This is a genomic window from Legionella micdadei (assembly GCF_000953635.1).
In the GTDB taxonomy this organism is placed as follows: Bacteria; Pseudomonadota; Gammaproteobacteria; order Legionellales; family Legionellaceae; genus Tatlockia; species Tatlockia micdadei.
The window spans coordinates 2,792,859-2,807,787 of record NZ_LN614830.1; the positions used below are offsets into that span (position 1 = coordinate 2,792,859).

Below are 14,929 nucleotides of genomic sequence, written 5' to 3' on the forward strand. Positions count from 1 at the left end.
AATCTCATCGGAGCACATCAGTGGATAGCCTACAAATCAAAGCCTTAGCGGTATCAACGCGCATTGGCGTTTATAACTGGGAACAAAAAATTTCTCAGCGGTTGCTGCTGGACATCACCATTCCTGCCGATTTTAGTGCTTGTGAAGACAGACTAGACACGACCATCGATTATGACAAGCTCTGCCAACAAGTAACTCATTTCGTCGAATCCAATGCCTTTCAACTCATTGAAACAGTAGCCAATCAAGTTGCCCAACTCATCAAAACCGAATTTCATTTGCAACAAGTCACCGTCTCTGTAAGTAAACCCTGCGCCATTAAGAATGCAGCGGATGTGCGGGTTACTGTCACCCGCTAAGCGCTTAACCCGCAATTTCCATTTGGTAGTTTACTACAAATTAGCTTAATATTGGCCAACATGTTCTTTAACAGATATCCGCAATGGCAAAAAAAATAATTCTGCAAAAGAAAATCTTAATTCAGGGGATCATGTGTCATGCAGGATGCGGGAATACCGTTCACTATATTCTTACTGACGTGTTTGAGGATTTTAAGAAACAAGCCCGCCTTCCTAAAGATGCAGAACTCCATATTTACCCACAACCTGACGAATTAGGCATTCATAGTTTAGAAATAAAGATTAAAGGCGAAGAGGAATTTTTGCTTCAGGAAAACCTAGAAACTACTTTCTTAGATGAACTCGATACCCGCTTAAAGGAGGCTGAAGGTCCACAAATCATCACCGATCTCAGAGAGTCGCAATCTGAAAGTTCAGGAAAAACTAATTGGATTAACATTCTTGTCAATTTTTTATCGATGGGTGCGATCATCGCTTTATGGCTTGCTTTTCCTCCCTCATTACCTTTAACGATCGCCTTGACTACGCTCTCCTTTTTAACCACTGCCTTTACAGCAAGAGAATACTTAATCAATTTTTTTCGCAACTTGCGCAACAAAAATTTTGCAAATATGACCACCACAATTAGTTTTGGCTGGTTTTTATCTTTAGCACATACCCTTTATCACGCCATCCATATGCCATTGATAAGTAGTTTTCCCATGGCATTTATGGGATTAATTATGCCTATCATGCTGATAACCATAATTAATGGCATGGATGAAATTAAACGTATTGTTCTGAATAAATCAAAGAAAATGCGTCTTAAAGGAATGGAAAGCTTATTTCCACAAATGGAAAACGAGTACGATTGTTATCAATTATCTGCCTCTGAGCAGGAAAGTTTGGCGAAATTAATGGGATCTGCTCATGATCCTGAGCAATTCCTAGAAGCCACCCAAGGCTTATTTACCAGCGAAAAATTAGCCCAAGAAAATACCGATGAACTTAAGGAGGGGATGTGTATCGTCGTCAAACGAGGCGAATGTTTCCCAGTTGACTGCGTCCTCATAAGGGGTGACACGATTATCGATGCATCCATTTTGTCGGGAGAATCGCAACTTGATAAAACGGTTTTGAATTCTATTCCCGCAGGCGCAATCAATTTAGGCCGAACCGTTACGGTCTATGCTAAAAAAGATGCTTACGGCAGCACAATCAATAAGATATTATTCCGTGCTAATCGGGCTCGGGAAAATACCCCTCCCGAAACAACCTCTAAGTTTACTTATCTTTATACCGGATTGATTTTTGCGGGGATTATCGCTTCCGTCGCTGCACCTTTAGCCTTAGGTATACTCACCGTCCCTTTACTCCTACAAAATGTGATGGGTATCTTGTTTGCCGTTTGTCCTTGCACTATCGCTATCGCGCACCAACTTCCTAACTTGCTTAGTATTTTCCATCGAGGTAATAAAGGGATCCACTTGCGTGATGAAACGGTATGTGGCCGTACCGATGGAATACATACGCTTGTCTTTGATAAAACAGGGACATTAACTACTGGTAACAGTACAGTTGCTCATTTTGAAGGTATTTCCGAAGCGTTATGGGAGCGTATTTATTTATTGGAAAAGAAGCATGGAGGGGGACATCCCATCGCTAAAGCCATTACCCATTACTGGAAAAATAAACCTACCTCGCTTTTTGCAGAAGTGAAAGATGAAGTTCTGGACGCTAAAAACCGCGGGTTATCAGCCAACGTACAAGGGGTAAAAATTCACATTGGCAATGCTGACTATTTTAGACAGGCAGACATAGCCATCCCCAAAATCGAAATTCCACCCGGCGTTACACCCATCTATATCGGCGAAAATAATGTTTATCAGGGTGTCATTTTTATTCGCCATGAACCAAGAAAAGGTATAGAAAAAATACTTAAACGCTTAAAAGAACAAAAGGTAAACCTCATTATGCTAACTGGAGATAGTGAATCATCAGCACGCGGTTTTAATCACCAGATAGGCTCTTTGTTTGATGAGGAAAATATTCACGCTGCACAAACACCTCAAGATAAAGAAAATTTTCTTTCACAATTCATGGCCAAAACTGACAACCCTAGAGGCGTTTGGTTTGTAGGGGATGGCTTAAATGACGCGCCTTGCGCTCGGATTGTCTCTGACAAAGGTGGTGTCAGTTGTGCGATAACACCCAATGACAAAGCTGCTTTTTTTACTGATATTAGTTTAAATGGCTCATTAAAATATCTGTTTCAACATAACAAGCTTAATCTTTTTTTGAAAAAAAATATTCTACAAAACCAATGGTTATTGGCTTACAGCTCAGTGGCTTTTTTAGCGTTCATTATTAGTTTTTCAATCGCTGGGATTGCTGTGACTCCACTTATTCCTTTAACCATCATGTTATCAACCACTTTTCTCGCTTTATTCAATTCTTACCGAGTTCGATTGTCTATTGATAGTGCCTTAGATAAAAATACTTCCTGGCCAAAACGACTTTTAGCTTCCGATCTGTCTATAGGTTTAATCGTTGGCGCAACCAGTTTACTCATCGGTGCGGTACTTATTGCCACAATAGCAACTGGCGGATTAGCCCTCCCCGTTGTATTCACTGCAGGAGCCGCTTTGGCTGTGAGTAGCACTTGTGTGTTAGCAGGTGCAACCTTATTTGGGCTGTTTAGTTTATTGGTTGCTTCTCATTTATTTGTGAATAATTGTATGGACAATTCGGCGGATGGGGAAGCCGTTAATCCGACCGTTTATTCAGAGAAAAAGAGTAGGTTGCAATCCCCGGTTGAGCATGACTCCAGCTTTTCTTTCGGACTTACCCAACACCTTCGCAATCGATCACCGGAATTACCAAATGAGCATGACACGCTGTTGACATCATCTACATCCCAGTCCCTTCAATGGTGAAGTACGATGAGGGTTTGTTGGCAATTCATTCCTGCCGCCTATATGCCGCGGCTTGTCCGGCGGCATACAGAAGGGCTAACTACCTAATTGATTAGGGTCTGTTGTATTTGTCAACACACCCCAAGTAGCTCGGATGGAGAAACTTTAGAATACTTAAGCGTCCATCTTACGAATCATTCCCTTAATCCGTTCACTTTGTGCCAAGACTAGCTGTGCTTTTTCAGCAGCCATACGCGAACCAAAGGGGCCAACAATAACTCTGAACCAATTACCTTGCGGTTGTGAGACAGGTACAACACTTACATCAAAACCTTTTAAAGTCAGTGCAGCTTTCATGTGCTCAGCATCCTTTCGGTTTTTAAAGGAGGCGATTTGTATTTGATAGGCTTCTTTGCTTGCGCTTACAGGAGTAACCGGCTTACTTTCTACCACAGCTACTTTTACCGTACCTGGTTGTTTAGTAGGCGTTGCTGTTTGTCCGGTTGGCGCAATTGGTGCGTTACCTATTGTTGTTGCTGTTTGGCTAATTGGTTTTGGCTGCTGAGCAGGTAGAGGGGGTTTAGATGCAGGAGTAGAAGTATTATTCCCCTTGGCTAAGAGGGTATAAAACTCAAATTTCGGTTTTGGTATTTCTGGCTCTTTAGTTGCGACCTGAATCTCAGGTTTTTCATTCGTATGAGCCAGGATATTTGTCCTTACCCAGTTGCTTAAGCTGGTAAAATCAAATACAGTTGCAGCCAGATAGCCGCTCAGAAAAGAAGCTAGCATCCAGAACAATTGTTTTGGCGCACTACTTTTTTGTCTTACTGGCCTTCTTTTTCCGTAATCCCTTGCCATCACATGCTCTCAGGAGTCGATACTCCAATTAGTTGTAAACCATTTCTTAGCACTTGGCGAACAGCCTTTAATAAACATAACCGGGCTGACCTTAACAACTCTTGCTCGCACAGCAATTGTACTGCATTGTAATAACTGTGCAAGCCAGTAGCTAATTCTCGCAAATAATAGGCAAGTTGATGGGGCTCACACGCCTTTGCCGAAGCTTCAATCACTTCGGGGTAACGGCTAATTAGTGAAATTAAAGCCACTTCTTGCGGCTCAGCCAGTAAATCAATGTTTTCAAGGCCTTTAGCTTCATCCCAACTTAAGCCGCGCTCATGCAATTGGCGTAAAACGGAGCTAATTCGAGCATGGGCATATTGGATATAATAAACAGGATTATCACTCGACTCAGATTTTGCCAAATCCAGATCAAAATCCATATGCTGCTCAGGTTTACGCATGATGTAGAAGAAGCGTGCCGCATCATTACCTACCTCTTCACGTAATTCACGAAGGGTGACAAAGGAACCGCTTCGCGTTGACATCTGCACTCGCTCCCCGCCCCGGTAAAGAATAGCAAATTGAACCAAGACCACATCTAAAGCGCTATCATCGTGGCCTAATGCTCTGACCGCTGCCCTGACGCGGGTGACATAACCATGATGATCAGCACCAAAAATATCCACCACACGGGCAAAACCACGATCATATTTATTCCAATGATAAGCGACATCAGAAGCAAAATACGTCGTATGGCCATTTGCCCTCATCAGCACACGATCTTTTTCATCGCCAAAATCCGTCGCACGAAACCATAATGCCCCGTCTTTCTCATAGGTATGATTGGCTTCTTTCAACGCTTGGATCCCTTTATCTATCGCGCCCCCATCCAACAAGGATTGTTCTGAGAACCAATAATCATAATGGACACCAAATTCGGCTAAATCTTCTTTGATATCGTCTAATACAAATTCAAGGGCATGCCTGTGAAACAGTTTAAAATTCGCTTCACCGATAAGCGTTCTAGCACGTGCAATCATTGCGTCAATGTAAAGTTCTTTATCGCCACCTTGCGGTTCGTCCGGTGGTAATCCTTGTTGTACCTCAACCCAAGGATGGACATATTCCCGTTGATATTGTTCAAGAATAAGTTGGGCAATATCTAAAACATAATCCCCACGATACCCATTAGCAGGAAAAATGATTTCCTCACCAGCTAGGGTTAAGTAGCGCAGCCAGACGCTTACCGCGAGTATATTCATTTGTCGCCCAGCATCATTGACATAGTACTCGCTAGTTACATCAAACCCAGCAGCCGCTAAAACATTCGCTAGAGTAGCGCCAAAAGCAGCCCCTCGGCCATGCCCCACATGCAAAGGGCCAGTTGGGTTTGCAGAAACATACTCTAAAATCACTTTCTGTCCTTGGCCTAAATTACTACGGCCAAAGTGTTCACCGTGCTTTAATACTTCAGCAATCACTTGTGAGCGAGCTTCATCGCGCATGAAAAAATTAATAAAGCCGGGACCCGCTATTTCTATGCGCTCAACTGCTTGGCTTGCTGGTAAATGCTTCGTGATTAATTCAGCAATTTGCCTTGGCGCTTGGCGACACGGTTTAGCTAACAGCAAGGCCAAATTCGTAGCGAAATCGCCATGGCTTTTATCTTTAGCACGTTCTACCTTGATTTCAACGTCAAGATCTTGTGGAATAGTGGAAGACTTCTTGAGAGCATCGAGAGCCTGTTCGAGTAATTGTTCGACAGTTTGTTTCATAACGTTTTTTAATTCATCAAAAAGCGACTATTATGCGCTTTTTTAATGCCGGTTGCAAAGCGCTGTAGGCAGCTAGCCTAGTTGCTGCGGCAAACGCTCAGTAAAAAAATCAAGAAAAGCTCTTATTTTTGGTAATTCGTAGTCATAGGCGCGGTAGAACATAAAAATTTCGTAATGACGAAAGCGATATTCGGGTAATATCTGAATTAAATGCCCATTATCCAACCACTCTTTAACTAAACTATCTCCAGTTAGAAATAAACCAATACCGGCTAAACAAGCCTTATTCAGTGCATCAAAATCGTTCATATAAATGATTGGTTTTGCACAACGTAGGCGCCCCCCATCCGCCAGGGGCAAAAAATGGGCCGGTTTGCGCAAGCTATGAGAAATTATCTTAAAATGAGGTAAATCCTCTGCTGTCAATGGCTGACCATAGTCCCTTATAAACTCTTTAGATGCACAAAGGATATTATTACAACTAAACATTTTCCGATATTTAAGCGATTCAGTGGCAGGCGGGATCACAGGAAAACCAACCATAATATCAATATCTACTCGAGAAAGTGCTTCATCTTGCTCTGAAAAAATAAGCTCAAGCTGAAGCAGTGGATATTTTGTGACGAAGTCTTGTAAATGATGAAGCACCCACTCCTTTGAAGTAATGGTTGATACCAGAACTTTTAATTCACCCTGTGGCTGCCCTTTGTTCGATTCAATCAATTGGCTTACTGCTGTAATCTGTTCATCGACTAATTTACACCTCTCATAAAATAAATGGCCAAATTCGGTTAAACGTACGGTTCGCGTCGTTCGTAAAAACAACTGTTGCCCTATGATTTCTTCAAGGTGCTTAATCTGTTTGCTCACTGCTGTAGGGCTTAAATGCAAAAGAGCTGCTGCCAGAGAAAAACTCTCTAATTCAGCCACTTTTAAAAAACAATTAATTTGACGAAAGTTATACATCATTAAAAATAAACATTATGAACCTGTAGTTCATAATGAATGAATTTTATATCAATTTACAAGTTTTTTTCCCAAATAATATAATTAATCTATCGACAAAAATGGGAGTTAACGATGACTATCAAAACGATAAATTATCAGTTTCATCATATTGGTATCCCTACTGAAATACCCCAACCAGGCGAACGTTACAGTTCAACTTTTAAAATGTATACCAGCGGGGGAGAAAACAGTGAGTACCGCGTTCAATATCATCGCTTTGAACCTGATTGCCCATTACATCCTTTGATTAAGACCAAAACACATGTCGCTTTCAAAGTGGATAGTATTGCTGCGGCTATTGCTGGAAAAGAAGTCATCTTAGAACCTTACGAACCTTTCCCTGGCTTCAAAGTGGCAATGATTGCTGAATATGGGACACCAATTGAACTTATCGAGACTACGTTAAGTGAAGAAGATATCTGGTACGCCGATCATAAAAATTCAGTCATTTATCCTGAAATCGAATAATTTTCATAATGCCTTGATTTTTTTTAAATCAAGGCCTTTTTTTGGCATTTCTTATCAGGTATCTTTCTTGTAATTCTCTCAAAAATTGAGCCTCCCTTCTAACCACCATGACAAAACAATTCGTTGGGCTACCAAAAGCAGAATTGGATACCCCCTGCTTAGTTATTGAGCGCGAAAAGCTCTTCTTTAACTTAAAAAAAATGCAACAACATGCGATTAAAAACAAGGTTAATATAAGACCTCACTGCAAAACACACAAATGCAGTCAGTTAGCTAAGTTACAGATTGAACATGGGGCAATTGGCCTTAGTGTGGCAAAAGTTTCGGAAGCTGAAATACTGATTAACAAAGGGCTTAGAGGCATTTTAATTACCTCGCCTATTGTAAGCAAATACAAGATCACTCGATTGCTGAACTGCTTGAAAAAAGCGCCTGACACCATGGTGGTTTTGGATAACCAGCAAAATTTAGCTGAGTTGAATGAAGCCGGAGCCTTAATTCAGCAAAAAATTAATGTGTTGGTCGATGTTGATCCAGGAATCGGTAGAACAGGAATAAAGCCGCATCTTGCCTTAGATTTAGGGCGTCAAATTGCGCGCTCTCAATGGCTAAATCTCAAAGGCATCCAATGTTATGCTGGTAATTTACAGCATATTTTTTCTTATGAAGAGCGTAAAGAGCGATCTTTACAAATCATGCAGCTCGCCAGTGAGATCGTAATCGATTTTCGCAATGACAGGCTTCCCTGTGATATTCTCACAGGCTCCGGGACTGGGACTTATGATATTGATATCGCTGCATCCGAAATTACCGAGATTCAACCTGGCTCTTATACTGTGATGGATGTTGAATATGCAACGATTGGCTCAAAAGCACACCCAGAGCGCTTCGACAATTTCCAACATGCGATGTCTTTACTCACGACAGTAATTTCCAGTAACCGCAACGAACACGTGACTGTTGATGCAGGAACTAAAGCAATTTATGTTGATCTGCATATAAAGCCGAAAATTATCAGCCACCCTCACCTTATCTATGACTGGGGTGGTTTCGGGGACGAACATGGAAAAATCATGACAACAGATAACGGACCATTGCCCACCAATAAAGACGTGCTCGAGTTGATCGTCCCTCATTGTGATCCAACGATTAATTTATACGATAAATTTTATGTCGTCAGTAAAGGTATCGTTGTGGATGTTTGGGATATCGACTTAAGAGGCGCATGTCAATAAGTAAAACATCAGCCCCTATTGAGGCATATCTTGCGAGAAGACATCGGGAAGGCCTGAACTCCTCCTTAGTATGGGCCTTACTTACCAATCGACTGTTTTACCGTCATAGGTGTGTAAAACTTCAGCGTGAGCGTCTGCTTTACTCGCTTCAATGACTTTTAACATGGAAGCGACGCTGGTGGGTGCATCAATCTCAGCGAGTGGTCCTCCCAATTCAGTTTTTACCCAACCAGGATGAAGCAATAGAACCTTTACTCCTAAATTAGCAACATCCACAGCAAATGAGCGCATGACACAATTCAAAGCCGCTTTACTAGCGCGATAAGCGTAAGCACGCCCCCACTGATTATCTGAGATCGTCCCTAAACGGGAGCTCATGCAAATAATTAACTTATCTTCCCCTTTTTGGAGATTGGGCAATAATGCTTCACTAACTTTTACGGCACCTAAACAATTCACATTCATTACATTGAGAAAATTATCTCGGGTAATATTACCAATAGTAACCCCTTGCTCTCCTGTAATGCCGGCATTATTGATAAGCCAATCAATAGGGGTATCGCCAAGCATATTAATCACTCTGGCAATGCTCTGATCATCGCTAACATCTAGGGTAATGATGGAAAGATTTTCATTCTTTTTAGCTAGCTCCTGAAGTATCTCTGCCCTCTGTGGTTGACGGCAGGTGGCAATAACATTTTCTCCTTGGGTAGTTAATTGCTTAGTGAATTCTAGTCCTAACCCTCGGTTTGAACCGGTAATTAATATCGTTTTCACTGATAAGTCCTTTAGGCCAGTTTTCTCAAAGTTTAGCACACCTAACCGTATTGCTTGGAATCCTTAAGTTTCTTTCTTTCGGTGATAACTGCCTCACATTGGGTACCCCGACAAACATAAGCACAACCTGGACCTTGCGCCTTTTTTAAAGCAAGTGCCTTAGGAAGATCGGTGGTTTCTGCCGGAATAGCAAAAGTGTAATTGTTGATTGACTGCACGTCGTCTTGCCAAGCTTTGATTTCCTTTTCATCCCCCCGAATGATAATGATTTGCGGGGGTTTTAAGAAGTCTTTTAAGCCTAGCAATAGAGCGCAATGCTCAGCTGGATAGCGCAGTAGAGATGGCCAAGCAGCCTTCAGCGTTTTTTCTGCAGCATTTAAATAGCGGGATTCACCGACCAAATGCCCTAACACAAGGAGTACGCGCACTATAACCCCATTACCCGCTGGAATCGCATCATCCATCATGGTTTTCGGGCGGTAAAGTGGGGTTTCATGATTTTCGGGGGTAAAAAAGAACCCACCAGAATTTTTATCTGAAAACGACTCAAGCATTCGATCAGCAATAGCAATAGCAAAATTTAATTGATTCGAATCCCAAGTTATCTGGAGGGATGTGATCAATGCATCCAACAAAAAAGCATAATCATCTAAATAAGCAGAGAGATAGGCTTTCCCTTCTTTATAGCTTGCCAGCAAATAGCCATTTTGCCACATTTTTTGTCTAATAAAATGAAGCGCTTGTTGCGCAGAGGCGATAAATCGCCCCTCGTTTAAAAGAGCACCCGCCAACAACAAACCTTTAATCATGAGACCGTTCCATGAAGTTAAAATTTTCTCATCGCGAAAAGGTCGAGGCCGCATCCTTCGTGCCTTTAACAATTTTCCTTTTGCGCTAAGCAATCTCTCTTTAACCTCATCCTGGCTAATGTTTAATAATTTTGCTGTTTTCTCTAAAGAGCAGGCTACATAAAGATGCCAATAACCTTCGAAATTTGGGGGGTTATCTAACCCAAAATAACGCTTTACAACTTCAAATTCCTGCGAAGAGAGCAACCGTTGAATTTCTTTCTTATCCCAACGATAAAATTTCCCCTCTTCGCCTTCGGAATCCGCATCAAAACTGGAAAAAAAACCTCCTTCCGATGCTTGCAATTCCGCTAGTACCCATTCTGATGTTTCACGAACAATTTCCATAAAATAAGGCTCTTTATATTGCTTACTAGCTAGCGCGTAGAGTGATAACAATTGGCCGTTGTCGTAAAGCATTTTTTCGAAATGCGGAATGTTCCAGTTTTTGTCTACTGAATAACGATAAAAACCGCCAGCTAGCTGATCATAAATGCCCCCTTCCGCAATATGCATTAATGTGGAAAAAGCCATGGGCGATATTTCACGCAACAAATAATCCAGTTTACTCGCTTGAGGAAATTTAGGTGCACCGCCAAATCCCCCATTATCCTTATCAAAGTTCTGTTGCAAATTAGCCAAACAAAGCTCTAAAGGCTTTTCATTTAAATTTGTGTCAGAAATAAAAGGTTGTTGCTGTTGTAAGATGCGGATTACTTCTTGGTTTTGCTGTTTAATTTCATTTGGTTTATGCTGGTAAAGATCAGCAATAAGGTGTAAAACTCGTTTAAAAGAGGGCAATTGAAAATGGGCTTCGCGTGGAAAATAAGTCCCACTAAAAAAAGGAGTTAGATCAGGGGTCAAAAAAACCGTTAATGGCCAACCACCACTTTGTTGATTCAAAAGATTATGCGCAGTTTGATAGACTTTATCTAAATCAGGGCGCTCTTCCTTATCTACTTTAATGTTGATAAAGAACTGATTCATTAAATCTGCCGTTTCCTTATCTTCAAACGATTCGTGCGCCATCACATGACACCAGTGGCAAGCAGCATAACCAATCGAAAGTAGGATAGGCTTATTTTCCTTTTGAGCTTTCTCTAGCGCCTCTTTACCCCAAGGGTACCAATTAACTGGGTTATGGGCATGTTGCTGTAGATAAGGGCTAAGTTCGTGAATCAATTGATTTGATTTTTGCATGATGCCCCCTTATATTGCTTCGTAGGCTTTTTTGATTTGTCCATCCTGAGATAACAAGATTGCCAGAGGCCTTGTCGACTCAAAATGAGCAAAAATAATCATCATCATTACGGTAATCGGCACAGAAAGGAACATCCCTAAAATACCCCAAATTGCCCCCCATAAGGCTAAAGAAAATAAAATTACAAGTGCACTTAAATTTAATGATTTTCCAAGAAACCGCGGCTCAACTAAATTACCGATTACAAATTGTATGGCCACGATGCCTGAAGTAACGATTAGAAATGGCCACCAACTCTCAAATTGGATTAATGCCAGTAAAGCAGGGAAAGCCGTGGCAACGATTGCACCAATATTAGGGATAAAGTTAAGAAAAAAGATTAATAATCCCCAAAATTCGGCAAAATCCAGACCTACTGCTCTCATTATAATCCAGCTGGATGTGGCTGTAATAAGACTCAATAATGTCTTCAAACCTAAATAGATTTGCGTATCATTAATGATATGGCCCATGATATTATTTACCAAATCCCGATGTTCTTTATGGGGAAAAAGTGCATCGAGTTTTTCCCGGAAAAAATGCTGCTCAACAAATAAAAAGCCGACATAAAGTGTAATCAATACTGCGGAACTCGTGATAGCGCTAAAAACAGCATAGATATTCATTATCATACCCTGGACACTTAAGCTCTTGAGAAATTGGTCGACAGATACCAATGCTTTGATATGAAAACGCTGATCAATCATATTATATATTTTATTCAGATGCTCTTGATAACGAGGGGCAGCGGCAATTACTTCACTCACATTGTTGGAAATGATATCGATTAAAATTTTTATAAAAACGGCAACAATAGCTAAAGCCAAAAACATACTTAGCCAATAAGGTAGGCGGGAACCAATGAAGGGAGTACGCTGCACTCCTTCCCTGACAGTGTTCAGCAAGTGCCAAATGAAAATAGCGATTACAATCGGAATCAATAAATTGCGGCCAATAATAAGCAAATAACCAATAATCCACATTAAAATTAATCCCGCCGTAAAAGTAACGGTACGGTTATTCATGCTTTTACTCCAATTAATCATTTCCTGCAAAAATAGCGCAGCCCGGATTATCGAGTCTTAACTATCAACTCTAACTTATTTTCCTGCTATTATCAGTTTTTTTCTTTGAATTTAAGAATCTCGTGCTTCAGCAATCTTGTGAAACACTACCCGGCGTAGGTCCAACCCTAAATGCTAAACTTAGCAAATGCGGAATAAATACAATAGCTGATCTCTTGTTTCATCTGCCCTATCGTTACCAGGATAGAACGCGGATTACGCCGATTTGTGATTTACGTCCCGATGACTGGTGTGTTATTGCAGGCAGGGTATGTAAAACCGAAATTAAATACGGCAAGCGCATGATGCTTTATTGTTATGTGGAAGATAAAACTGGCATTTTAAAATTGCGGTTTTTTCATTTTAACAAACAACAGGTTAAAGCGCTCAATGAAAGCTATATGATTAGTGCTTTCGGCGAGGTACGCGAATTTGCAAATACCCTGGAGATGATTCATCCCGAGTACCAATTAATTGCAAACGAAAATGACTTTAATGTGGATGAAACATTAACCCCCATTTATCCCACCACCCAAGGCTTAACCCAAACCCGGCTGCGCCAAATAGTCAAGCTTGCTTTAGTGAATTATCGGGACCAGTTAATCAGCCTGGAATGGATGAGCCCGGAACTTTTGGAAAAACATCATTTCTGTCCTTTAGCCGAGGCTCTAGAATTGCTCCATAATCCACCTCCTGATATTTCTCTACAGGCTTTGGAAGACGGTTCGCACCCTGCCCTGCAACGACTTGCTTTTGACGAACTGTTAGCCCAACGATTAAGCATGCAATTTGCCAGACTTCATCGAAGCAATCTAAGTGCACCAATTATCCCTATTGATTACCATTCACAGAAACGGTTCCTTAAACAATTGCCTTTTAGCTTAACCGCTGCTCAGCGCCGAGTAGTTGATGAAATTGCCCAAGATTTGGAGCAAACAAAACCCATGCTCCGATTAGTTCAGGGTGATGTGGGTTCGGGAAAAACGGTCGTTGCAGCACTTTCGGCTTTACAAGCCATTGCTAATGGTTATCAAGTTGCTTTCATGGCTCCCACCGAATTATTAAGTGAGCAGCATGCAGTGAATTTACAAACCTGGTTTACGCCGCTTGGCCTCAATTGCCGCAGACTCAGTGGCAAAATGAAACTCAGTGAACGACGGGAAATCTTGACTCAACTGGCAAACCACCAGTGCCATTTGCTTATTGGTACCCATGCACTCTTTCAAGAAGCAGTTGCTTTCGCAAAGCTCGGTTTGGTTATCATTGATGAGCAGCACCGCTTTGGTGTCGAACAACGCTTGCTTCTTCAACAAAAAGGCCAGAAAGCTAATCTGATTCCGCACCAATTACTCATGACCGCAACCCCTATCCCCAGAACACTTGCAATGACTCAGTTCGCACATTTGGACCTCTCTATTATCGATGAATTACCCCCAGGACGAACACCCGTGACAACTGCGGTAATCAATCAAGAAAAAAGAGAATCCATCATCCACCGGCTTCACACTGCAATTGCCAGTGGACGACAAGCTTATTGGATATGTACCTTGATTGAACAATCAGAAAAATTGCAATGTATGGCTGCGACAGCCACTGCCGCAAACTTACAGGAGCAATTGCCCCAAGTGCGGGTAGGTCTCGTGCATGGGCGTATGAAAACAGTGGAAAAAGAAGCGACCATGGCGGCTTTTAAACAAGGTGAAATTGATTTACTTGTCGCCACAACGGTCATCGAGGTAGGGGTCGACGTCCCTAATGCCAGCTTAATGATTGTTGAGAATGCAGAACGTTTGGGATTATCCCAGCTCCATCAATTGCGTGGTCGAGTTGGGCGAGGCAATACTCAATCCCATTGTCTATTACTTTATCAATCCCCTTTATCGGAATTAGGTGCAGCGCGCTTGCGTGTTATGCGAGCAACCACGGATGGTTTTATCATTGCAGAAAAAGATTTATACCTGAGAGGGGCAGGTGAAATTTTAGGTACCAGGCAAACAGGTTACCATCAATTTAAAATTGCTGACTTACAGCGCGATCAGAATCTCTTGACCATAGTGGCTTCAATGGCAAAAGATTTAATCCTGCATAATCTTGAACTCGCCCGCATCATTGCGAAACGCTGGCTTGGAGATTTCGAACAGTTCCTGCAAAGCTAAACGGTCAGTATTTAACTAGGCAGTGGTCCTAAAGTTTTTTGGTGTGCAAAAAAAATTCAGGGACATTCCTTACTATTTTTTATCCAAGTCAAGATCCATCACAAGAAATAAATATTTTAAAAAATTTCAGTCAAGACTGTTTTTTCATTTTTTCTTTAGCTAAGATAGCTGAGCTGATTCTCATCTTCGTTCAATTAGAACTTGTGGATAACTTTCTCATCCTCCATTTAAAAAATAATGTTTTTTGATCTTGATTTTTTAC

General features: G+C 41.4%; 11 protein-coding genes. 5 read left to right on the plus strand and 6 right to left on the minus strand.

What is annotated here, in order from left to right:
* The first annotated feature begins 20 nt into the window (after positions 1–20).
* Together folB and LMI_RS12440 are read left to right on the plus strand one after the other, a co-directional pair.
* A complete protein-coding gene (gene folB, locus LMI_RS12435; RefSeq protein WP_045100082.1) occupies positions 21–359 on the plus strand; it encodes a dihydroneopterin aldolase in 339 nt (112 codons plus the stop codon).
* Positions 360–442: 83 nt separating this feature from the next.
* Positions 443–3,274 (plus strand): HAD-IC family P-type ATPase, encoded by a 2,832-nt coding sequence (locus LMI_RS12440; RefSeq protein ID WP_052679570.1) that lies wholly within the window; start codon positions 443–445, stop codon positions 3,272–3,274.
* A gap of 153 nt (positions 3,275–3,427) precedes the next feature.
* On the opposite strand, the gene LMI_RS12445 is transcribed toward LMI_RS12440, so the two are convergent.
* The 3 genes from LMI_RS12445 to LMI_RS12455 form a co-directional block, all read right to left on the minus strand.
* Positions 3,428–4,111, minus strand: a complete 684-nt coding sequence (locus tag LMI_RS12445) for an SPOR domain-containing protein (protein WP_045100083.1) — start codon at positions 4,109–4,111, stop codon at positions 3,428–3,430.
* Positions 4,111–5,871 carry an arginine--tRNA ligase gene (gene argS, locus LMI_RS12450; protein ID WP_045100084.1) on the minus strand — a complete coding sequence of 587 codons (1,761 nt, stop codon included), beginning with the start codon at positions 5,869–5,871 and terminating at the stop codon, positions 4,111–4,113. The genes LMI_RS12445 and argS overlap by 1 nt, the downstream gene beginning before the upstream one ends.
* A gap of 72 nt (positions 5,872–5,943) precedes the next feature.
* The gene (locus tag LMI_RS12455) at positions 5,944–6,840 is read right to left on the minus strand and encodes a LysR family transcriptional regulator (RefSeq protein ID WP_045100085.1); all 897 of its coding nucleotides are present in this window, start codon (positions 6,838–6,840) and stop codon (positions 5,944–5,946) included.
* A gap of 111 nt (positions 6,841–6,951) precedes the next feature.
* On the opposite strand from LMI_RS12455, the gene LMI_RS12460 reads away from it, so the two are divergent.
* Positions 6,952–7,347, plus strand: coding sequence for a VOC family protein (locus tag LMI_RS12460; RefSeq protein ID WP_045100086.1), 396 nt, complete (start codon positions 6,952–6,954; stop codon positions 7,345–7,347).
* A 107-nt stretch (positions 7,348–7,454) separates the two neighbouring features.
* Positions 7,455–8,582 (plus strand): DSD1 family PLP-dependent enzyme, encoded by a 1,128-nt coding sequence (locus LMI_RS12465; protein ID WP_045100087.1) that lies wholly within the window; start codon positions 7,455–7,457, stop codon positions 8,580–8,582.
* Positions 8,583–8,663: 81 nt separating this feature from the next.
* Here the strand turns inward: LMI_RS12465 and LMI_RS12470 are convergent, their stop codons facing one another.
* The 3 genes from LMI_RS12470 to LMI_RS12480 are packed head-to-tail and all read right to left on the minus strand — an operon-like array spanning position 8,664 to position 12,472.
* Complete coding sequence (locus tag LMI_RS12470; protein ID WP_045100762.1) at positions 8,664–9,359, minus strand: SDR family oxidoreductase; 696 nt, start codon at positions 9,357–9,359, stop codon at positions 8,664–8,666.
* Positions 9,360–9,400: 41 nt separating this feature from the next.
* A complete protein-coding gene (locus LMI_RS12475; protein WP_045100088.1) occupies positions 9,401–11,407 on the minus strand; it encodes a thioredoxin domain-containing protein in 2,007 nt (668 codons plus the stop codon).
* 9 nt (positions 11,408–11,416) lie between these two features.
* Complete coding sequence (locus LMI_RS12480) at positions 11,417–12,472, minus strand: AI-2E family transporter (RefSeq protein WP_045100089.1); 1,056 nt, start codon at positions 12,470–12,472, stop codon at positions 11,417–11,419.
* Between the two features lie 122 nt (positions 12,473–12,594).
* Between LMI_RS12480 and recG the strand changes: the two genes are divergently transcribed.
* A complete protein-coding gene (recG, locus tag LMI_RS12485; protein ID WP_045100090.1) occupies positions 12,595–14,667 on the plus strand; it encodes an ATP-dependent DNA helicase RecG in 2,073 nt (690 codons plus the stop codon).
* The last annotated feature ends 262 nt before the right edge of the window (positions 14,668–14,929 follow it).

What these genes read in the sequence shown, in the direction of transcription:
- LMI_RS12440 (WP_052679570.1), top strand. Translation starts at nt 443, where the DNA reads ATGGCAAAAAAAATAATTCTGCAAAAGAAAATCTTAATTCAGGGGATC.
- LMI_RS12445 (WP_045100083.1), bottom strand. Translation starts at nt 4,111, where the DNA reads ATGGCAAGGGATTACGGAAAAAGAAGGCCAGTAAGACAAAAAAGTAGT.
- argS (WP_045100084.1), bottom strand. Translation starts at nt 5,871, where the DNA reads ATGAAACAAACTGTCGAACAATTACTCGAACAGGCTCTCGATGCTCTC.
- LMI_RS12455 (WP_045100085.1), bottom strand. Translation starts at nt 6,840, where the DNA reads ATGATGTATAACTTTCGTCAAATTAATTGTTTTTTAAAAGTGGCTGAA.
- LMI_RS12460 (WP_045100086.1), top strand. Translation starts at nt 6,952, where the DNA reads ATGACTATCAAAACGATAAATTATCAGTTTCATCATATTGGTATCCCT.
- LMI_RS12465 (WP_045100087.1), top strand. Translation starts at nt 7,455, where the DNA reads ATGACAAAACAATTCGTTGGGCTACCAAAAGCAGAATTGGATACCCCC.
- LMI_RS12475 (WP_045100088.1), bottom strand. Translation starts at nt 11,407, where the DNA reads ATGCAAAAATCAAATCAATTGATTCACGAACTTAGCCCTTATCTACAG.
- LMI_RS12480 (WP_045100089.1), bottom strand. Translation starts at nt 12,472, where the DNA reads ATGAATAACCGTACCGTTACTTTTACGGCGGGATTAATTTTAATGTGG.